Origin of the sequence: Ancylobacter terrae (assembly GCF_045108345.1) — a bacterium.
Classification (GTDB): Bacteria; Pseudomonadota; Alphaproteobacteria; order Rhizobiales; family Xanthobacteraceae; genus Ancylobacter.
Genome location: NZ_JBJGXH010000002.1, coordinates 378,051 through 398,353, shown reverse-complemented (window position 1 = coordinate 398,353; position 20,303 = coordinate 378,051). Strand labels below are relative to the sequence as shown.

The 20,303-nt window shown below is 70.1% G+C and carries 20 protein-coding genes and 1 pseudogene; 7 read left to right on the top strand and 14 right to left on the bottom strand.

Translation table 11 applies throughout. The features are described 5' to 3' along the window. Positions 1 to 6: 6 nt before the first annotated feature. The 3 genes from ACEUEL_RS16175 to ACEUEL_RS16165 are packed head-to-tail and all read right to left on the bottom strand — an operon-like array spanning position 7 to position 2,834. Entirely contained in the window at positions 7 to 888 is an 882-nt protein-coding gene (locus ACEUEL_RS16175; RefSeq protein WP_405707437.1) for an alpha/beta fold hydrolase, read from the bottom strand. Positions 889 to 900: 12 nt separating this feature from the next. Further along, positions 901 to 2,034 (bottom strand): pyridoxal phosphate-dependent aminotransferase, encoded by a 1,134-nt coding sequence (locus ACEUEL_RS16170; protein WP_405707435.1) that lies wholly within the window; start codon positions 2,032 to 2,034, stop codon positions 901 to 903. 17 nt (positions 2,035 to 2,051) lie between these two features. After that, the gene (locus ACEUEL_RS16165; RefSeq protein ID WP_405707433.1) at positions 2,052 to 2,834 is read right to left on the bottom strand and encodes an SDR family oxidoreductase; all 783 of its coding nucleotides are present in this window, start codon (positions 2,832 to 2,834) and stop codon (positions 2,052 to 2,054) included. A gap of 209 nt (positions 2,835 to 3,043) precedes the next feature. Between ACEUEL_RS16165 and ACEUEL_RS16160 the strand changes: the two genes are divergently transcribed. From ACEUEL_RS16160 to ACEUEL_RS16150, 3 genes and pseudogenes are all read left to right on the top strand, one after another. Then, a complete protein-coding gene (locus tag ACEUEL_RS16160; RefSeq protein ID WP_405707432.1) occupies positions 3,044 to 3,727 on the top strand; it encodes a GntR family transcriptional regulator in 684 nt (227 codons plus the stop codon). Positions 3,728 to 3,849: 122 nt separating this feature from the next. Next, positions 3,850 to 4,146, top strand: a pseudogene (locus ACEUEL_RS16155) (SDR family NAD(P)-dependent oxidoreductase); the annotation flags it as partial. Between the two features lie 207 nt (positions 4,147 to 4,353). Then, positions 4,354 to 4,719 (top strand): oxidoreductase, encoded by a 366-nt coding sequence (locus tag ACEUEL_RS16150; protein WP_405707608.1) that lies wholly within the window; start codon positions 4,354 to 4,356, stop codon positions 4,717 to 4,719. On the opposite strand, the gene ACEUEL_RS16145 is transcribed toward ACEUEL_RS16150, so the two are convergent. Then, positions 4,698 to 5,654, bottom strand: a complete 957-nt coding sequence (locus tag ACEUEL_RS16145; protein WP_405707430.1) for a LysR family transcriptional regulator — start codon at positions 5,652 to 5,654, stop codon at positions 4,698 to 4,700. The two genes, ACEUEL_RS16150 and ACEUEL_RS16145, sit on opposite strands and share 22 nt — an antisense overlap. 188 nt (positions 5,655 to 5,842) lie before the next feature. Here ACEUEL_RS16145 and ACEUEL_RS16140 point away from each other — a divergent pair, with 188 nt between their 5' ends. The 4 genes from ACEUEL_RS16140 (at position 5,843) to ACEUEL_RS16125 (ending at position 10,210) form a co-directional block, all read left to right on the top strand. Then, entirely contained in the window at positions 5,843 to 6,634 is a 792-nt protein-coding gene (locus ACEUEL_RS16140; RefSeq protein ID WP_405707428.1) for an SDR family NAD(P)-dependent oxidoreductase, read from the top strand. A gap of 27 nt (positions 6,635 to 6,661) precedes the next feature. Then, complete coding sequence (locus tag ACEUEL_RS16135) at positions 6,662 to 7,924, top strand: SGNH/GDSL hydrolase family protein (protein WP_405707426.1); 1,263 nt, start codon at positions 6,662 to 6,664, stop codon at positions 7,922 to 7,924. 334 nt (positions 7,925 to 8,258) lie between these two features. After that, positions 8,259 to 8,399 (top strand): hypothetical protein, encoded by a 141-nt coding sequence (locus tag ACEUEL_RS16130; protein WP_405707424.1) that lies wholly within the window; start codon positions 8,259 to 8,261, stop codon positions 8,397 to 8,399. Positions 8,400 to 8,638: 239 nt separating this feature from the next. Beyond that, a complete protein-coding gene (locus ACEUEL_RS16125) occupies positions 8,639 to 10,210 on the top strand; it encodes an FAD-dependent monooxygenase (RefSeq protein ID WP_405707422.1) in 1,572 nt (523 codons plus the stop codon). A gap of 80 nt (positions 10,211 to 10,290) precedes the next feature. Here the strand turns inward: ACEUEL_RS16125 and ACEUEL_RS16120 are convergent, their stop codons facing one another. From ACEUEL_RS16120 to ACEUEL_RS16075, 10 genes are all read right to left on the bottom strand, one after another. Continuing rightward, on the bottom strand, positions 10,291 to 12,081 hold the full coding sequence (locus tag ACEUEL_RS16120; protein WP_405707420.1) for a gamma-glutamyltransferase family protein: 1,791 nt from the start codon (positions 12,079 to 12,081) through the stop codon (positions 10,291 to 10,293). A 214-nt stretch (positions 12,082 to 12,295) separates the two neighbouring features. Beyond that, complete coding sequence (locus ACEUEL_RS16115; protein WP_405707419.1) at positions 12,296 to 13,120, bottom strand: c-type cytochrome; 825 nt, start codon at positions 13,118 to 13,120, stop codon at positions 12,296 to 12,298. Between the two features lie 11 nt (positions 13,121 to 13,131). Then, complete coding sequence (locus tag ACEUEL_RS16110; protein ID WP_405707417.1) at positions 13,132 to 14,100, bottom strand: YncE family protein; 969 nt, start codon at positions 14,098 to 14,100, stop codon at positions 13,132 to 13,134. Between the two features lie 38 nt (positions 14,101 to 14,138). Next, positions 14,139 to 14,666 (bottom strand): SRPBCC family protein, encoded by a 528-nt coding sequence (locus tag ACEUEL_RS16105; protein WP_405707416.1) that lies wholly within the window; start codon positions 14,664 to 14,666, stop codon positions 14,139 to 14,141. Between the two features lie 12 nt (positions 14,667 to 14,678). Then, positions 14,679 to 15,662, bottom strand: coding sequence for a vWA domain-containing protein (locus ACEUEL_RS16100; protein WP_405707414.1), 984 nt, complete (start codon positions 15,660 to 15,662; stop codon positions 14,679 to 14,681). Beyond that, positions 15,659 to 16,219, bottom strand: coding sequence for a hypothetical protein (locus ACEUEL_RS16095; RefSeq protein WP_405707412.1), 561 nt, complete (start codon positions 16,217 to 16,219; stop codon positions 15,659 to 15,661). Before ACEUEL_RS16095 ends, ACEUEL_RS16100 begins: the two co-directional genes overlap by 4 nt. Then, positions 16,216 to 17,283, bottom strand: coding sequence for a vWA domain-containing protein (locus ACEUEL_RS16090; protein WP_405707410.1), 1,068 nt, complete (start codon positions 17,281 to 17,283; stop codon positions 16,216 to 16,218). Before ACEUEL_RS16090 ends, ACEUEL_RS16095 begins: the two co-directional genes overlap by 4 nt. Continuing rightward, on the bottom strand, positions 17,280 to 18,257 hold the full coding sequence (locus ACEUEL_RS16085; RefSeq protein WP_405707408.1) for a nonribosomal peptide synthetase MxaA: 978 nt from the start codon (positions 18,255 to 18,257) through the stop codon (positions 17,280 to 17,282). Before ACEUEL_RS16085 ends, ACEUEL_RS16090 begins: the two co-directional genes overlap by 4 nt. Beyond that, a complete protein-coding gene (locus ACEUEL_RS16080) occupies positions 18,258 to 19,121 on the bottom strand; it encodes a DUF58 domain-containing protein (protein WP_405707406.1) in 864 nt (287 codons plus the stop codon). Further along, positions 19,118 to 20,149, bottom strand: a complete 1,032-nt coding sequence (locus ACEUEL_RS16075; RefSeq protein ID WP_405707405.1) for an AAA family ATPase — start codon at positions 20,147 to 20,149, stop codon at positions 19,118 to 19,120. Before ACEUEL_RS16075 ends, ACEUEL_RS16080 begins: the two co-directional genes overlap by 4 nt. Between the last annotated feature and the right edge of the window lie 154 nt (positions 20,150 to 20,303).

The following is a 20,303-nucleotide window of genomic DNA, read 5'->3' as shown; positions in this document are numbered from 1 at the left end:
GACGGGCTACCTCGTCCGCATGATCTGGGCGGGATTGGCGCGCGGATCGCGCGGCTTCCACGCCCCGGCCTCGACCATGGCGAAGAATTCGGCGAGCGCCGCGTTGAAGGCGGCGGGCTCCTCCAGATTGAGCGTGTGCCCGGCCTTGGGCATGACCATCAGGCCGCAGGCGGGGATTACGCGCTTGAGGAAGATGCCCGGCTGCAGGCAGTGATCGTCCTCGTCGCCCGCGATCACCAGCGTCGGCACTGCCATCGCTCGGAACCGCTCTTCCAGCGCATAAAGCGAGGGACGCCGCACCTGCACGCCGCGCATGGTGTTGGCGGCGCCGAGTGCCGAATGCTCGCCGAGCCAGCGCTGGAACTCCGCCCAGCCGCGCGGATCCTTGTTCTGGAACTGAACGCGCGAGGCGCCCTCGGCATAGGTGAGCGAGAACTGCGCGCTGCCCTGTTCGAGGAAACTGGCCGCCACCGTCTCGGAGACACCGCGGAAATAGGCCTCGTGCTCGATCTCCGCGCCGTAGCCGGTGCCGGCCGCGACCAGCGACAGCGCCCGGTCGGGGAAATCGAGCCCGAAATGAAGCGCCGCGAAGCCGCCCATCGACAGGCCGACCACATGTGCCTTCTCGATCCCGAGCCCGGTCAGCACGTCGGCGATGTCGCGCGCGGCGCGGGACTGCGAATAGGCCTCGACGCTCTCCGGCACGTCGGAGGGCGGGTAGCCGCGCGCGCCGAAGGTGATGCAGCGGTAGCGCCGGGCGAAAAACCGCATCTGCGGCTCCCAGCTGCGATGATCGCCACCGAACTCGTGGACGAAGATCACCGGGATGCCGCTGCCCGCCTCCTCGACATGGAGCCCGACGCCGTCGCTGGTCCGGATGCTGGCCATGATCCCCTCCGCTCAGAACAGCTCGGCCGGCGCGTTCATCCCGCGCGCGGTCTCGACCGCCCACGGCAGGGCGGCACAGAACTCGTCGATCCAGAGGTTGGGCACGGTGACGCTGACCTTCACGAAACGGTCGCCGAAGGCCTTGGTGTGGTAGCTGCCCTGCCGGATCTGAATGTTGCGCCGGTCCAGCGCCGCGACCAGCGCCTCGGGCCGGATGCCGGCGCCTTCACATTCGATGATCAGGAAGTTGCCGTTCGACGGAAAGACCGGCACGTGCAAGCCTGCAATGGCCTCGGCTGCTTCGCGCACGCGCTGCTGGCTGTGCCGCTGCTTGGCGAGCACCTCGCCGAACCACTCGCCTTTCACCTTCAGCCCGGCAATGGCGCCGCGCTGGGCGAGTATGCTGGAGCCGAGATTGTTCGGCGGCGCGACGGCGAGCCGCTCCATCACGTCGGGATGGGCCACCAGCGCGCCGACACGCAGACCCGCAAAGCCCAACCACTTCGAAAAGCTCCACACGGTGATGGTGCGCTCGGGGTAGTGGTGGGCGGCCAGATGATGGCCATAGGCGAAGTCGCGATAGGTGCAGTCGTGGATGAGCCACGCCCCTGCGGAACGGGCGATCTCCGCGATCTCGGCGATTTCCTCGGCCGTGCAGCAGGTGCCGAGCGGGTTGTTGGGATCGACGATGTAGATCACGCGTGTCGTGTCATCGATCGCCGCGCGCAGCCGCTCCGGTGCCAGACGATAGCCGTGCTCGGCGCCATAGATCGGAATCTGCACGACGGCGGCCCCCGCCTCGCGGGCGAAGGCCATCGGCCAGGCCCAGGTGGGATCGGTGGTCACGAGGGTGTCGCCGGGGCCGAGCAGGGTGCGGCAGACATGATAGAGCCCGGAGACGGCGCCGTCGGTGATGAGCGCGGCCTGGCCGGGCAGGCCGAGATCCTCGATCACTCCCTGGCGCAGCTCCTCCAGCCCCAGGGGGGGAGCGTAGGCATGGAAGTGGTCGCCGTCGATGCAGTCCACCATCGCCGCGCGCACCTCGGGGTGAGCGGGATAATGATTGGTGTTCTGCCCCATCCAGCGCAGCGCGGCATTGGCGACGAGCCGGTCGAAATGCTGGTTGCGCCGCTCGAACCGGTGCATGGCGTGCCCCTCGACGCTCAGATGATGGACCGGCGGGACGCGATGCCGCCGTCGATGGTGACGATGGTGCCGGTGATGTACCCGGCGCGGGGTGACGCCAGGAATACCATCAGATCCGCGACCTCCTCGGCGGAGGCGGGCCGCTTGCCCGGGTATTTGGCAAACAGCTCTTCCCAACGGCTTTCGTCGTCATACCAGTCGACCGAGCGGCGCTTCATCAGCTTGATCATGCGATCGGTCGCGACCGGCCCGGGATTGACCCCCACCACCCGCACCCCATGGTCGAGGCTCACGCCGCCGAGAGCGCGGGTAAAGGCCATCAGGCTCGCATTGGCCGAGGCGCCGGCGATGTAGTTGGCGTCCCAGTTCTCGCCGGAATTGCCGATATCGTTGACGATCACGCCGTGGCCGCGTTCCTGCATGCGCGGATAGAGCAAGCGGGTGAGGTAGATATAGCCATGAACCTTGAGGTCCCAGCTGCGGCGCCAGAGCTCGTCGGTGACGGTCATCAGGTCGCCCGGGGGGATGTCGCCGGCATTGTTGACGAGGATGTCGACATCGCCGCAGCGGCGGCCGAGTTCGTCCAGAACGGCGGTGTCGGAAAGGTCGCCGGGATGGATGGCAACCTCCACGCCGAACTCGCGCACGATGTGGTCGCGGTTCGCCTCAAGCTCGGCGGCGGAGCGCGCGGCGAGGTGCAGCGAGCAGCCCTCGGCGGCGAACGACAGCGCCGTGGCGCGCCCGATGCCCTTGGACGCCCCGGTGATGAGGACGGCCTTACCCTCCAGTCCAAGCTTCATATCCAACCCCGCCATTCTCGGCTGCGTCTGGCATGCTCTATCGGAAGTTTGGCATGCCAATAATTGATTTTGGCATGCCAAACTTTCATAACATCCTCACGCCGTCAATCAGTATCGGGCTGGTCACACCCCCGCGCTTCACCTAGAACGATGAAAACTCAGGCAGCGCCCGGCGCGCGACGCTGTGAGGAAATCGGAGTTTGGCATACATGGATCGCACGTCGGCACCCCTTGCCTTCGTTTCCCGTGCGGCGGAAATTGCCGATCTCCTTGAGGGGGACATCCTGCGCGGCGCCCGCAGGCCTGGCGACCGGCTGGACGAGCGTCAGCTGGCGGAAGAATTCGACGTCTCCCGAACGCCGATTCGCGAAGCCATTCAACGCCTTGTCGCGAGCGGTCTGGTCACCGTGCGCGGGCGGAGCGGGGCGGTCGTGGCGGAGCTTTCCGTCGCGGAGCTGCTCGACGGCTTCACCGTCGTCGCCAATCTGGAAGCGCTCGCCGCCGCGCAGGCCGCCCGCCGCGCGCGTCCCGAGCATCATCGCCAGCTGCAAGCCATTCACGAGCGCTGTGTCGACTCTGCGCGGCGCTCGGATGTCCAGGCCTTTTTCGAAGCCAATAACGATTTTCACGGCATGATCGCGGAGGCCAGCCAGAACCGCGTGCTGCAGGAGCTTCTGCGCGCGGCAACGCTGAAAACCTCGGCCTACCGCCATTATGTGACCTATCGGCCGGGCCGGATGCCCTCCTCCATCCCCGAACATCAGGGCATTCTCGACGCCATTGTTGCCGGCGATTCCATGCTCGCGAGCCAGCGCATGCAAGGGCATGTCGCCCTGCTCGGCGAGGACTTGACGGACTTCCTGCACTTTCTCCAAGCGACGAAGAGCGCCTAATCTTTCCTCGACCTGCAGAAAATAGGTGCAGGCCGCAGTGGCGCGCGGAAATCGCCGTGGGTGGGTTGGACGTCTCGGAAGGCCGCGGCGACGGATTTGGCATACAAAGTTTTTATCCGGGCATGCCTGATGGTGCCTTTATCGCCGTCCATGCGCGCGGGCGCGGGGTGGTCCGGCGACCGAAGCGCAGTTGCAGGCGACCGAAGATGTCGATGCTTGTGCGCGGGCGCGGGGTGGTCCTGCATTGCTGCTCGGAAGCCGGGCGCATGCCGCATCCGCTGCTGCCGGACTATTCGATCTCTAAGGCCGCGGTGCGCATGCTGCCGAAAGGCCTCGCGCGCGAGTTCACGCCCAGGGGGGTTCGTTCGAACGTCGTCTCGCCCGCCCATATCCGCACCGCACTGTGGGATCGGCCGGGCGGGTTCCTCGATTCGCTCGCCGCCAGCTACGGCTCCGGCCGCGAGGAGGCGGTGGGCATCTTCCTCCAACGCTCCGTGCCTGCCGTCGAACCGCCTGCGCTTCCTCGACGAGGTGGTGGCGGCCGTGGCCGGCGAGACCGGGCCGGAGCGCCTCGGCGTCCGCCTCTCGCCGCACGTCACCCTGCAGGATATGGAGGATCCGGAGATATGGTCGCCACCAGTCTGCTGGCGGCCGAGGCGCTCCACCGCGCCGGCATCGCCTATCTCCACCTCGCCGAGGCGGACTGGGACGACGCACCCCTCGTCCCGCGCGACTACCGGCAGGCGCTGCGCAAGCGTTTCCCCGGCACGATCATCGTCGCGGGGCGCTACACGCCCGAACGCGGAGAAGCGCTGATCGAGCAGGGGCTGGCCGATCTCGTCACCTTCGGCCGCCCGTTCCTCGCCAATCCCGACCTGCCGCGGCGCATCGCCGAGGGCCTGCCGCTCAACACGCCCGATCCGAAGACCTTCTTCGGCGGCGGCGCGGCCGGCTATGACGACTATCCCGTCTACGGCGTCGCCGCGAGGTAATCCGGCTCGGACCGGCGGGCGAGCTGGGCCGCGAGGAAATCGACGAACACCCGGATGCGATTGGAGAGGTGCTCGTGGCCGATATAGACCGCGTGCACCGGCTCCACGTCGCCCGGATTGTAGTCCTCGAGCACCGGAACGAGCCGACCTTCCGCGATGTCGTGGCCGACATGGAAGCGCGACAGCCGGGCGAAGCCGACGCCGGCGATGGCCAGCAGGCGCATGGTCTCGCCGTTATTGGCCTTCATGTTGCCGGTCACCGGCAGGGTCCGGACCATCTTGCCGCCCAGCACCGCCTTGCCGCCGTCCGCGGGCGTCTCGAGGAAGGGCCACTCGTCGAGGCTGCGGCGGAAGTTGAAGTTCAGGCAGTTGTGGCGCTCCAGCTCGGCCGGCGTCTGCGGCGTGCCGTGGCGGGCGAGATAGGCGGGCGCGGCGACGACCACCCGCCGGCTCTCGATCAGCTTGCGCGCCTTGAGGCTGGAATCGCGCAGCACGCCGGTGCGGATCGCCACGTCGGCCCGCTCCCCGACCAGATCGACCATGAAGTCGGTGAGCGACAGGTCGACCGTCACCCCGGGATAGCGCACGAGGAAGGCCGGCAGCAGCGGAATCACGCAATGCGTGGCGAAGGGGATGTTGGCGTTGACGCGCAAGGGGCCGCGCGGCTGGTCGGCGCCCGAGGAGACGGTGCGCTCGGCTTCCTCGATGTCGCCGACGATCCGCGACGCCCGGTCGAAGAAGGCCTCGCCCTCCGGCGTCAGCTGCAGTCCGCGCGCGGAGCGCAGCACGAGGCGCACGCCGAGCCGGTCCTCCAGCCGCGTGACCAGCTTGCTGATGGCGGACGGCGTCAGTTGCAGGCTGCGCGCCGCCGCCGAGAAGCTGCCGAGTTCCACGGAGCGCACGAACGCCTCCATCTCGCCCGCGCGATCGACCATGCTCGCCTCCTGACAGGTCTCCCGCCCGCCGGTCTGCGCCGGCTGGGACGGCGGAGCTTACATCAGCACCGTCCGGAATTTTCGTCACACCCGACGTGCCGGACGACGCATTCTCGAAGCCGCGCCCGGCTTCCTAGTCTGCCGATGGCCCGGCCCGCCGGCAGGGCGGCAGGCTGCGGAGAATTGAGATGGACCGCTTCGTCGGTAAGGTGGTTCTCGTCACCGGGGCGGGCTCCGGGATCGGCGCCGCCATTGCGCGCCGGCTCGCCACCGAGGGCGGTCACGTCATTCTCGCCGATCGCGACGGCGCCGCTGCCGGGAGCGTCGCCGGTGCGCTCAGTGCCGAAGGTCGTGCGGCGGAGCCCGTGGTGCTGGACATGACCGACGACGACGCCGCCGCCCGCCTCGCCGGGCGGATCGGGGAGCGCCACGGCCGGCTCGACGTGCTCGTCAACAACGCCGGCATCCATGCCGGCGGTGCCTTCCAGGAGACCGAGCAGTCTACGTGGCGTCGGCTCTTCGCGGTCAATGTCGAGGCGGTGATGGACCTCTCGCTCGCCATGCTCGCGCTGCTGCGGCGGGCGAACCCGCGTGGCAATATCGTCAATCTCTCCTCGATCTCCGGCCTCGGCGGGGATTTCGGCCAGGCGGCTTACGCCACCAGCAAGGGCGCGGTGACCCATCTCACCCGCTCCATGGCGCTCGACCTCGCGCGCGAGGCGATCCGGGTCAACGCGGTGTGCCCGGGTTCGGTGCACACGCCCATGTTCGCGGCGGCGATCGCACGGCTGGATCCCGGCGAGGTCGAGGCGACCTTCGCGCGCACCTACCCGATGGGTCGCATCGCCCGGCCCGAGGAGATCGCCGCGGCGGTCGCCTTCCTCGCCTCGGACGACGCCTCATTCGTCACTGGCGTGAACCTCCCCGTCGATGGCGGCCTCACCTGCCACAACGGCGCCCCCCGCTTCGACGGCGCCTGAAGCACCCATCCGCCACCGGAGCCGCACATGCGCATCGCTATGACCCTCGCCCTTCTGCTTACCGTGCTGTGCCCGCCTCCCGGGCGGGCGGACACCGCGCCTCGCCTCGCGCGAGTGTGGACGACCGTCTGGGCCGCCAGCCCGCAACCGCGCTGGGAGGGGGATTTCCCGCTGTCGGTGCTGGCGCCGCCCGCGCTGTGGAACCAGACCGTGCGCCAGCGGGTGAAGCTTTCCCTCGGCGGTGCGCGCCTACGCCTCGTGCTTTCCAACCGCTACGGCGACACGCCGGTGACCATCGGCGCTGCCACGCTGGCAAGGGCGGCGGAGAAGGACGCCCTCCAGCCTGAGACGCTGCGGCCGGTGACCTTCGGCGGCAAGCCGGCGGCCACCATCCTGCCCGGCGCGGACATCGTCAGCGACCCTGTCGACCTCACCGCCGCGGCGCGCGAAGCGCTTGCCGTGAGCCTTTATTTCCCGCGCCCGACGGCGGTCTCGACCTTCCACTGGGACGGCGGCGAGACCACCTTCCTCACCACGGGCGATGCGACGTCGAATGCCACCCTCGATGTCGAGGGCACCACCACCACCCGCCTCGTGTTGAGCGCCATCCTGGCCGAGACGCCGGCGGGCACCGGAACCGTGGTGGCGCTGGGCGATTCCATCACCGACGGCGCCGCCTCGACCCTCGACGCCAACCAGCGCTGGCCGGACCATCTCGCGACAAGACTGGCGCCGCAGGGTATATCCGTCGTTAATGCCGGCATTTCCGGCAACCGGCTGCTGCGCGCGAAGATGGGCGAGAGTGCGCTGGCCCGCTTCGACCGCGACGTCGCCGCCGTGCCGGGCGTCAAGGCCGTGGTCGTGCTGATCGGCATCAACGATATAAGCTGGCCGGGCCATCTGTTTGCGCCGGAACTCGAAATGCCGACCGCCGATGAGCTCATCGACGGCTACCGGCAGCTCGCTGCCAAGGCGCACGCTCGTAACATCCCGATCATCGGCGCGACGCTGACGCCGTTCGAGGGAGCGCTGGGCGACACCCCCTTTCGCGGCTATTACACGCCGGCGAAGGACAGGCTGCGACAGGCGGTCAACGCCTGGATCCGCACCGGTGGCGCCTTCGATGCCGTGGTCGACCTCGATGCCGCGCTGCGCGATCCGGCGGATTCGGCCCGGCTGCGCCCCGCCTTCGATTCCGGCGACCACCTCCACGCCAGCGATGCCGGCAACGCGGCGATCGCCGAGGCTGTCGCGGCGGTCCTTGAATCGTCCGGGCTGCTGGTGAAGTGAGCGCCGGCCACTGCCTCGCGAGGCCGCCGAGGCTGGCTATCGACCGACTTGGTGAGCGCTGGGCGAAGGGCGAGACTCAATTGCACGCCCTCCAAGGATCTCAACGCATCGAATGACGGGTGAGGAAATCGCCGACGCAGCCGCTTCTGGCGTCACTGCTTCACGATGATCGCCGTATTCTCCAGCTGATCCTGGAGAAGATCGCTGAGCGCGCGCCCAGCGCCCGGAACTCACCCGGGGGCTCACCGGCTATCTCCGCGATAAAGGCGTCAGGCGCTGCGTGTTCGTCGGGCTGGCGTATGACTTCTGTGCGGCGTAGTCGGCGCTCGATGCGGTGCGCGAAGGCTTTCAGGCCGGCATCATCAAGGATCTCACGCGCGCCATCGCGCTGCCGACACCGGACGGCTCGAACACCGAATTCCTGGTCGAGCGGGACTTCCGCCACGCCGGTGTGTCCATCATGTCGAATCGTTAAACGGCGGTGCCAGCGGCCGCTTCGGCCTTGTACCATCGGGGCCATCCAACCGGTATCGAAGGCGCGGCGGAAAGATCGGTCACATGACCTGCTCCGCCGGGAAAGATATGCCGGTTCCCGCCGTCGGAACGCCCGCAGCACCAAAGACCCAGTCGAACCGGATGGCGGCTCGATACAAGGAGGCCATGCAGCCGCGTCCTGTCATTCGTGATATCTAGACGTTCTTTGGGAGTCGCGCCGTGGTCAGGGATGTTGGTGTTCTCGTGGTGGGCGCGGGTCCCACGGGGCTTCTGTTGGCGGCCGAACTCGAGCGCCGGGGCGTGGATTGCCTGATCATCGATGCCCACGAGAAGCCCGTGACCTGGGACCGGGCCACCGTGATCCACCCGCGCTCCGTCGAGATCTTCGACGCTCTCGGCATTGCCGATCCGCTGTTGAAGATAGGTGCCCGGCAGCGACTCGCCCGCATCTACTCCAACGGCGTGGCGCTGGCCGAGATCGACCTTGCCGCCTGCGGCAGCCGCTTTCCCTTCAATGTCGGCGTGTCCGAGGAGGTCACGGAAGCGATCCTCACCCGCTATCTCGAAAGCTTCGGCGGCGTGGTGACGCGCGCCACGGCGTTGGTGGGTCTCGAGCAGCAAGACGGCGGCGTTCTGGCCACCATGACCTGCAAGGGCGACGAGGCCAAGGTCATGGCCAGCTGGGTCGTGGGCTGCGACGGTCATCGAAGCACCGTGCGCGATCTAACAGCCATCGAGCAGGACGGCCACCCTATCGAGGAGGCGTGGGCTGTGTTCGATGCCGCGATTGACGGCTGGCCCTATTCCCACGAGGGCAATTTTGCCTATTTCGACATTCCGCCGATTATCCTCACGGCGTTGCCGGAGGATCGCTGGCGCGCCTATGTGCGACCCAGCGGCGAGGCGAGTGACCTGGTGGCGGATGCCACCCTCACCCTGCACCGCTATCTGCCGGAAGCCTCTTTTACGGACGTGGCCAATCCCGTCCGTTTCCATTGTCACAGCAAGGTGGCGCGCCAGTACCGTGCGGGTCGCATTCTGCTCGCCGGCGATGCGGCTCACGCCTGCAGCCCTCTCCAGGGCCACGGCATGAACACCGGCCTTCAGGATGCCTTCAACCTGGCTTGGAAACTCGCCTTGGTCCGTTCCGGTCAGTGCGCCGAGACGCTTCTTGACAGCTACGAAGCGGAGCGGCGGCCGGTGGCCGAGAAGATCGTGAGTTCCGGCGACGAGGTCGACCGCGCCCAGTTGCTCGAAGACCCATCCGAGCGGCGCACGCGCGATGCATCGATCCGCGCGGCCTTCGCGGATCCCGCTGTCCGCCATCAGGAAGCGGTGGCCGAGGCGGAGCTCGATATCGACTACGGTGCCTCGCCGATCGTCATGGGCGCCCGGAGTGCCGCCCTGGCACCCGGTCAGCTCTGGCCTGATCACATCGAGGTCCGACCGGCCGGTGGCGCATCGTTCATGCTCAACGTGCTCGCCAACCGAACGGGCCATACCGCTATTGTCATCGCCGGAACGGCGGCCTCGCCGGACGAGTACGGCGCAGTTCAGCACGCCATCGCGGCACAGGTGGGCACCCCGATCCTGGAGGCGCATCTCGCCCTCGCTGCTGGCGGGCCGATCACCGATGGCCATAGCGGCATCGATCCCGAGGTGGCGGACCGGCTCGGCGTCGACGGTGTGACCCTGTTTGTTGTTCGACCTGACGGCTATCTCGGCCTGCGTGCCGACGAGCGCCATATGGAGGCGCTGGCAGCCTACACCGCAGGGCTCGGCGTGGCCTGACGGCCCGGTGTCGGTCAGGGGTGTGCGCCGCACGAAAGGGTTATGGCGGACTGGTGAAGTCGTTTGCGGTGAGCATGCGATCAGCGTCCCACCGCGTAGCCTTGCATGAAGCGGGGGGTGGCGCCCGCGCGCAGAAGGCCGTCGGAGCGTTGCGCGGCGCAGACGCGACCCAGCGCCCAGTCACCTTCGACCTTCAGGCGATGGCCGCGTTCGGCGAGACGCTCCAGCGTCTGCGCCGGGAAGCGGCTCTCGATCAGCAGCTCGCCGGGCGCCTGCACGCGCGGATAGAACGAGGCGGGCCCGTGCCGGGTGTTGAACAGCGGCGCGTCGATCGCGGCCTGGAGATTGAGCCCGTGGTGCAGGTGGCGCAGCAACACCGTGCCGCTCCACTGGTCCTGCTGGTCGCCGCCCGGTGTTCCCAGTGCCAGCCAGGCCCTGCCGTCCCGCTCGACCAGGGTGGGCGAGAGCGTGGTGCGCGGGCGCTTGCGCGGCGCGAGGCAGGAGGGCAACCGGGGGTCGAGCCAGAACATCTGCGCCCGGGTCGATAGCGGAAAGCCCAGCTCGGGAACCACCGGCGAGCTCTGCAGCCAGCCGCCGCTCGGCGTGGCGGAGACGACGTTGCCCCAGCGGTCGATGATGTCGAAATGCACCGTGTCGCCTTCGACCTCGGGCAGGTCGATGAAGGTCGGCTCGCCCATGCCGGGACCGACCGGCACCTCGCAGCCCGCCCGCTCGACCAGCGCCGCCAGTGCCGCCTGCGAACCCGGGAGATCGCCGGGACGCAGGTCGAGTGAGGCCGTGGCGCCGACCAGCTTGCGGCGCTCGCGGTTGTAGCCGTCGGAGAGCAGGTGGCCGAGCGGGACGTCGACGAAGTCGGGATCGCCGTAGAAGGCGTCGCGGTCCGCCATGGCGAGCTTGGTGCACTCGGTGATCAGGTGGACGTAATCGTCGCCCAGCGGATCCAGCGCGGCGAGGTCATGATCCCTGAGCAGCGCCAGCACCTGCAGCAGCACCGGCCCTTGCCCCCACGGCCCGGTCTTGTGAACGCGGGTGCCGTGATAGTCGTAGGACACGGTCGGCTCGTAGCTGGCGCTCCAGCCCGCCATGTCTTCGCCGGTCAGCAGGCCGCGATGCCTGCGCCCGCTGGTGTCCATCAGTTCGTTGTCGCGGTAGAAGGCGTCGACCGCCTCGGCGACGAAGCCCTGGTAGAAGGCCCGCCGCGCGGCCTCGATCTGCGCGACCCGGTCGCCGCCGGCGGCCTTCGCCTCCTCGCACAGGCGCCGGTAGGTCGCGCCGATCTGCGGCGTGGTGAACAGCGCGTCGGGCTTCGGGCGCCGGCCCTGCGGCAGCCAGACGGCGGCCGAGGTCGGCCATTCCCGCGGGAAGAAATCCTCCACCGCGTGGATCGCCTGCACGGCACGCCGCACCAGCGGGAAGCCCTGTTCGGCATAGACGATCGCCGGTTCCAGCACGGTCGCGAGGTCCATCGTGCCGTGATCGCGCAGCAGCAGCATCCAGGCGTCGAAGGCGCCCGGCACCACGGCCGGCAGCAGCCCCGTCCCCGGCACCAGCTTGAGCCCGAGCGCCTCATAGGCGCCGACCGTCGCGCTCGCGGGCGCGGTGCCCTGGCCGCACAGCACGGTGGGGGCCGCCGCTCCCGCCGGCCACAGGATGATCGGCACCTCGCCGCCCGGGCCGTTCAGGTGCGGCTCGACGATCTGCAGGGTGAAGCCGGTGGCGACGGCGGCGTCGAAGGCGTTGCCGCCGCGCTCGAGGATCGACATGCCGACGGCCGAGGCGATCCAGTGCGTGCTGGCGACAACGCCGAAGGTGCCCTTGATCTCCGGCCGGGTCGTGAAGGACGTATCCATGGCGCTCCGACTCGCGTTCACGCGGAAAAGGTGAGAATAACGGCTCTGGTCCTTTCGCGCGATTTGCTGTCATAGGCGGCGCGTCCGCATTGTCTGGCGCTATCCCATGCCCGCGCGGGCCCAACGAGGACGAGCCGTGCTGGCGGTCGGCGACGCATTCGCTGGATTAGGATCGGGCTCTGCCACCGCCTTCGCCGGTTCACGCGTGCTGGAGTCAATCCGACCGCGGCAGGGATCGGATCCAGGCGATGAGTGCCGTCAGATCCTCCGGCTGCAGCTGCGCATAGGCCTTACTCTGCATCGGCGCGGCAAGCTTGCGTCCGCCCGGGGCGACCCCTTCCACCAGCGCGTGGCGGATGTCGTCATCGCTCCAGCCGGTGAGCGCCGCGGGAGTGATCGCCGGCGCCGTCACGGTGCCCCACGGCCCCTCGAACACCATCCCGCCGCGGCCGGCGCCGCCCGCGAGATCGGCCTCGCCTGTCGCGTCGGGAGTCGAATGGCAGCCAAGGCAGCGGGCCAGCGTGCCGATGTACCATCCACGCTGGAGCGTCGCGTCGGAAGCCGCGGCCGCCGGCGGGCCGGGAACGCCGGCCACGGGTGCCGGCGGGAGCGCGTAATGCGGCGGCGACAGGGCATTCGCCACCGGGGTCCGTGAGCGCAGATAGGCAACGACCGCGTCGAGGTCGGCGGGGGTGAGCACCGCGTAGAACTCATAGGGCATCGCCGTGGCCATCCGGCTGCCGTCCGGCCGCACCCCGTGCGTGATGGCGCGGGCGATCTCGGCATCGCTCCATCGCCCGATTCCGGTCGTCGGATCCGGAGTAATGTTGGAGCCCTGCACCTTGTACATGTCCGTTTCGACGACGCGTCCGCCGGCGAAGGGCTTCCCCGCGGGGCCGGGTGCCGTGTGGCAGCGACCGCAGATCATGACGGTGTTGACGAGATAGGCGCCACGCTGCTCCGCCGCGGCATCTTCCGCACCGGCGGCCGCAGGCGCGAGCAGCGCCGCTGCGAGCACGATGCTCCGTATCACTTCCATCGTTCCCTCCCTCAAGGGCTCGCCCGGTCTTTGCGGGCTTCGTCCATGCTGCCATTTTCCGGCAGGATCGTCAGGCTTCGCGGGCCAGCGGCGACCCGGATTCGTACGGCAATCCGGAGCTCGGCGAGGTCGATCAGGACGAGCTCATCGCCGGCCCAGTCGACCGCCGCAGCCCGCGCCGGCGAGAGCGACACGATTCCCTCGGGATAGGCCCCGATCCGCATCGTCGTGGTCACCGCCAGCGTATCCGGATCGAGCATGGCGAGCTTGCCGCTTTGCTGGTTGCTGACGAGGACGCGCGAGCCATCCGACGCGACAGCGACCCCGTAGGGCATCAAGCCGACCCTTGGGCGCGCCATCTCCCGCAGGCCATCGGCCACGATCACCGACACATCTCCGCTCTGCACATTGGCGACGAAGATGCGGGCCCGGTCGGGCGAGAGCGCCAGCGCGAACGGTGCGCGGCCGGTGGGCACGGCGGCGATCCGCGTCATGGCGCTCAGGTCGACCACGCTCAGCGTGGCGCCTTCGCGGTCGGCGACATAGACCCGCCCGGTCGTTTCGTCGACGGCGATGCCCGCCGGCGAACGGCCGACCGCGGCGCGCCCGGTCTCCACGCCGGTTTCGGCGTCGACGCGGATGAGCGCGTCCCCATCCCAGTCGCTGACGACAAGCGCGCGCCCGCCGTCGATGACGGCGATGCCGAAAGGCTCCCGCCCCACCCGGAACTGCGCGTCGACGCGGCGCCGCGTGACGTCGATCCGTGAGACGAGGCCGAGATCGGGATGGGTCACGTACATCCGGCTTCCATCCGGGGCCGCGGCAATGCCGGCCGGCACACGCGGCACGGCGATGGTTGCTACCGCGATGGCCTGATCGGTATCGACGAGCGTAACGGTTCCGGCCTGCTGCGATACGACGGCCAGAACGGTCGAGCCCCATGCCGGCCCGATCGCGAAGAGGGCGAACCACGTAGCCACGGTAGCCGCGCTCCCGCGGGCGGCCCGTCGCGCTGTCCTCATTGCCCGCCGGCTTTCGCCTTCAGCCCCTCGAGGCCGCGCCTGATGAAATCGGTCATCGCGGCGATGGCGGTTTCGTCGTTGAGGTCCTCCGGCGGCTCGTTGGTGGTGTCGGCGCGGTAGAAGCGCGCGCCCCATTTCACCTCGCTGCCGCCGGCGGCCGGCAGCACCTCGATGCTGGCGGTGTAGAAGCTCACCGGGATCGCCTCGGTATTCTCCTTCGACAGGCGGTAGGAGATGCGCTTGCCGGCGGTGTCGACATCGTCGAGACCCTCGGTGATCGTGCCCTTCTGCAGTGTCAGCGCGCGCTCGGCGCCGGCGGCATTGCCGCCGGTGGCTTGCACCTCGCGCACCAGCGGATGCCATTGCCCGATGCCGCCGAAATCGGCGACGATCGCCCACACCTGCTCGGGCGGGGCGGCGATGGTGATGCTCTCATCGGCCTTCTGCGGCGTCGGCCCATGCGCCGCTGCCGTGGCGAGGCCGGCGAGCATGAAGAGGAGGGCGATGGCGATCCTTCCGGGCATGCGGTCTTTCCTTCAGTCGAGAATAGGAGAGCGCCGGCGGGTGGCGACGCCGGTGGCGTAGAGTGTGGCCAGCGCACACAGGGCGAGCGTCGCGGGGATGAAGGCGGTGTCGACGCGGGCGGAAACGGGGCGCGGTCGGGTTGCCTGTGCGACGAGGCCGCCAACGGTTCGAGGATCGGCGAGCCGCGCATAGTGGAGCCCGGTCTGGCCCGCGAGCGCGCGCAGATGAGCCTCGCGGAGGGCGCTCAGGTGCTCGGTACCGCTCGCGGCCTCCCCGCCCCAGGGGGCGTTGCGGGGGTTCCAGCCGGCGCGCGAGGGGGCATCGGCCGGCGGTGGCCCGGAGCGGTTCTCCTGCGGAACGTCGTTCTCGGCGTAGAAGCCGACCTCCCGCCCATCGTCGTCGAATTTCGGGATCGGCGAGGGATCGACCGAGCCGACGCCGAGGAGGAGGCCCGCCACCTCGTCCGCCTTGCCGTCGAAGGAGGGGAGGGTGCCGCCGGCCAGGGGGGGCGCCTCGTGGCCGTCGGTAAGGAAGACGAGATCGCTGTGGAGGCTGGCGGCGATGGCGATCCCGGAATGGATGCCGCGCGCGACGTAGCTGTCGCCTTCCCATGCCATGCGCCAGTCGAGGGCGTCGATGGCGCCGTCGATGGCGGCGAAGTTCTCGCAGACCTCGGCCGGCTCGAACAGCAGGAAGGTGCGGCGCTCGGTGAAGATGCCGAGCCCGAGGCGTGACTGGCAGGGCAGATTGGCCAGCAGCGCGCGCCCGGCCTGCCGGGCCGCGGCGAGGCGGCTGAGGGGCGCGCCCGATGGTGACGCGTCGCGCACGTTCATGCTGCCGGTCACGTCGATGACCAACAGCACGTCGCGGGCCTCGCGCGGCAGCGTTATGCGGGGGGCGAGAAGCGCCGCGACGAGGGCCACGAACGCGACGACGAGCAGCCAGAGCCGGCCGTCGCCGCCCGGGCGGAACGCGGCTGCCGGGGCCGGGCTCATGGCAACCCCTTCGGCAGGCCGGGCAGGTCGGTCCACAGCCGCTTGGCCGCCTCCGGCGGGATTTCCTCCCCATCGACTTCGATCTGCGGGAAATCGCGCACCAGCCGCATGGCGACGTCGAGATTGTACTTGGCGTCCCAGAAGTCCGGGTCGAGCGCCAGCGCGCGGCGGTAGCCCTCCTTCGCGAGGCGGACCAGCGGAACAGCGGGATCGATGTCGTTCGACTGGAGATGCTCGATCGCGGTGCGCAGGCGGGCATTGGCCAGTTCGTACTGGGCGGCGATGGCGACGCCGGCATCGTCCGACGCGGCGATCCGGTTCACCAACGGTTGGGCTTCATCGAGACGGTCGCGGGCGGTGAGGAAGGCGACGCGGGCATAAAGCACCGGCGGCCGCGCCTGCGGGTCGACGGCGAGGTCGCGGCCACGGGCGAGGTCGCCGATCAGGGCGTTGTCCCGGCGGTCCGCCAGCAGTCGCGCGCCGTACCACGCGCTCGCGCCGAGGCTGCCGATCAGGGCGAGGCAGGCGAGCGTTATGAAAAGCCGCGCCCGCGTCATGCCGCCCTCCGCAGCGGTTGCACGTCACGCACCGGTTCCGACGCGGCGCGGGGAGCGCGACGGACAAGCGGGCGTTCGGCGAGCTTGGCGGCCAGGAGGAGCCCGACGGCCAGGGCGGCCAGGGCGAAGGCCTCGCGATGCAGGTCCCGCCGCGGCACCCGTTCGAGGTAGCTGATCGGCCGGGTTTCCTGCCGGTCGATCTCGGTGATCGCCTGCTCGATCGCCTGCGGACTGGTCGCCTCGAAGGCCCGGTAGGGGACGCCAAGGCTTTGAAGGAACAGATGAAGATGCCGCTCGGGATTGGCCTGCGGCGTGTCCTCCCCGGGCGGGGGCGCATCAAAGATTCCGCGCGATCCGCGTGAGCGCAGGAACAGCCAGTAGAGATGGACGGGGGTGCGGGCGGTGGCGCTGCGCAGGGCTTCCTGCACCCGCCGGTCGATCAGGCCGGCGCCGTCGGAGACGAGGAGCACGGCGCGGGAGGCTTCGGCGGTATCGTCGGCGAAGGTCGAGAGCGCCAGCGCCAGGCCGCGCCCGACATCGGTGAAGGCGAGGCCGGGGCGGTCGATGGCGGCGATCGCCGCGCCGACGACATCGTGATGGTCGGTGAGCGGCAGTACCGGCATGGGCGAGGTGGAAAAGGCGGCCACGCCGATGCGGTCATGCGGCCGGCGGGCGACGAAATCGGCCAGCAGGCGCTTGGCCGCGCGCGACTTCGATTCCTCCTCGCCGGTGGGGGCGCGGTCGGCGAAGGTATTGTCCATGCTTGAGGATCTGTCGAGCAGCAGCACCAGATGCGCGCCCGTTCCCTGCCGCTCGACGCTCTGCTCGCGCCGGTTGAGGCCGGCGAGGCCGAGCACCAGCGCGGCGATGGCGAGGGTGCCGGAAAGGGGGATCGCCAGGGCGACGAGGCGCGAGGGCAGGTCCGCCGGCACGATGGTCGCGGAGGGGACGCCGCGGCGGACGAACGGCCCGGCGAGCCAGGGCAGCAGCGCCAGCACGAGCAGTGCCAGCACGGCCGGCCGATCCACGCCAATATCGAAAAAAGCGAGGTTTTCCAGACTCATGCCGTGCCTCTCTCGATCGCCCGCAGGCGCCCCGACAGGGCCGCGAGGGCGGCCGGCGGCATCTCGCCGAGCGCGCCCGCGAGGTCGCTGGCGAAGAACGCGCGGCGGGAGGCGGCGAAGAGCCGCCCGATCTCCGCTTCGGCCGCCCGGAACTCCGGATGGGCCCCGAAAAAGGCCGGCAAATCCTCCGCGAAGAGGCCCTTTCCGGCGGTCGCGTCGAAGGCACGGTGGAGGGCGATCAGCCCCTTGCCGTAGGTGGATGATGAGTCCAGTGAGGTGGATGATGGGTGCGATGCGGTGGACGATGAGACCGATCCGACCGATGCGTGCAGCGCGGCGCGCACCGTGCGGTCCGCCCGGGCGAAGGGCCGCGCGCGGCGCCGGCCGAACGGACCCCACCCCATCTGCCAGGCAAGCACCAGCAGCGCGAGGGTCGCGGTTCCGATCCCGGCGGCGAGCCCGCGCCAGGCCCCGGCGGTCGGGATCGGGCCGGGCTCGATGTCCGGGCGCAGCGTCATCGGCGAGGAGCCGGCGGAGGCGACGATCTCGCGCAGCGGCGACATCACGAAGGACCAGCCGGGCACGCGGATCTCCACCCGGCGCTCGCCGTCGAGCGCGGCGAGCGCCAGCGGCGGGATGTCCATCCGCTTGGGCTCGAGCGGGGCGTAGAAGGTCTGGTAGTCGAGGCGGAGCACGTAACGGCGGATGCCGCCGCCGGTGCCGCGTTCCTCCAGCCGGACATCGCGCAGGTCCAGCCAGTAATCCACCGCGCGCGGCCGCGGCAGGCTGGCGGGATCCAGCCGGAAGGCCTCGTCCAGCTCGATCTCGACGGCAAGCGGCAGCGCATCGCCGAGCACGTGGCCGAAGGGGCGGGGGGCATAGAGCTCGACGGAGCGCACCTGCGCGAGCGCCGGTGGGGCCGCCCCGAGCCCGGCGAGAAGGCAAAGCGCCAGCATCCCTCCGCGCGCGCCCACTCATCCCTCCATCAGGCGCCGGGCGAGGGCATCGGTGTCGAGCGTGTCGGCCAGTTCGAAAGGCCGCAGGCCCCGCGCGGCGAACGCCGCCGCCAGCGCGCCCTGCCGCTCGCGTGCCTGCGCCCGCCAGCGCGCCCGCAGCGCCGGGCGCATGAACACCAGCCGGGTCGCGCCGTCCTCGAGGTCGGCGACCTCGATCAGCCCCCACGCGGGCAGCCCGTCGTCGAACGCGCTGTCGCGGATCACCACGGGCACGACGTCGTGCCGCCACAGACTGTCGAGCACCGCCGCGATCCGCGCCGGCGGCAGCAGGAAATCGGAGATCAGGAAGACGAGGCCGCGGCGCAGCGCGAGCCGCTCGGCCGCCGCCTCCAGCCCGGCGGAGCCGCCGCGCGGCGCGGCCGCGGCGAGGCGCTCGAACACCTCCTCCTCCAGCCCGCGACGGCGGCCGGGCGGCAGGCTGACGTCGTCGCGCACGGCGTCGTCGCAGCCGACCAGCGCGAAGCTGTCGCCGCTGCGCACCGCCGACAGCGCGAGGACGGCGCAGAGCTCGGCCACCCGCCCGGCCACGGCCGCGCCGAACCGCATGGAACCCGAGAGGTCGACGATGGCGGCGACCGGAATGGCGCGGCGCGGCGCGAACTGGCGCACCTGCAGTTCGCCGAACGGGTCGCGCAGCGAGGCGCGCAGGTCGATGCGGCGCGGGTCGGGATGGCGCAGCAGGCCGACATGGCGGCGGAACTCGCCCTCGGCACCTTCGCCATGGCCGGGATGGGCGCCGGGCAGCACGCCTTCGGGGCGCCAGCGCAGCCGGTAGGGCAGCGGCTGGCGGGTCTCGGATCGGGCGATCGTCGCCGCGCTCACGGCGCCGGCACCCGGTCGAACACGGCGGCGATGAGCGCGCCGACGAGGCGCTCGCGGCGCGGCTCATAGACCGGATCGAGGAAGATGCGGTGCGCCATGACCTCGGGGAAAACCGCGCGCACGTCCTCCGGCACCACCATGTCGCGCCCGTCGAGCCAGGCGCGCACGCGGGCGGCGCGGACGAGGTACGACATGCCGCGCGGGCTGGCGCCGCCCTGCACCAGCCGCGCCATGTCGGCGCCCTCGATCGCGATGCCGGCCGCGGCGGGCGCGCGGATGGCATCCCAGAGCGCGGCGACATAGGTTTCCAGCGTCGCGCTGGTGCGGACGCCGCGCTGGATGGCGCGGGCGAGCGGCTCCAGCGCCTCGGGATCGAGCACGGCGGGCTCGACCTCGTCGAGCAGCGTGTCGACGTCGTGGAAGCGCGGATCGAAGACGAGTTGGCGCCGGGCGTCCGCGTCGTCGGGGATGGCGACCTCGACCTCCATCAGGAAGCGGTCGCGGGCGGCGGCGGGAAGCTCGAAGGTCTCCTCGCGCTCCACCCGGTTGCGGTCGGCGAAGACCTGCACGTGCGGGAAGCGGTAGTCGCGGTTGAAGGCCGAGACCGAGCGCTCCGCCATCAGCCGCAGCAGCAGCGAATGCACCTGCGGGCGGGCGCGGTTGATCTCGTTGAAGAAGAACACCGAGAGCGCTTCGCCCTGCCGCAGCAGGGGCCCCGGATCGATGCGCGGCTTGCCGTCCTCGCCGAGATGGGCGTGGTAGACGAGGTCGGCGGGCATCAGGTCGATGGTGCCCTCGATGCGCTCGAAGGCACCGCCGGTGGCGCGCGCCATGGCCCGCAGCAGCGTGGTCTTGCCGACGCCGACATCGCCTTCCAGCAGCACGTGGCCGCGCGCGAAGGTGGCGATGGTGAGGAGCCGCAGCACGCGCGCCTGCCCCAGCACCACCTTGCCGATCTCGCGCTCGAACCTGAGCGCGCGCTCGCGCCAGTCCGACAGGGCGGCGTCCGTCTCGCGAACAGCCCGCATGATGGAATCCCCCGCCGCCTCGCATGCGGCGCCCCCGCGCTGGAGGCGGGATGCGCCGGAAACGATAAAAACGGCGCGGCCGACGTGCCGGGCAGGCCCGTCATCGTGCGGCCGCGCCAGTCAACCCACGCCGGGAAACCCCGGAGGATCGCGG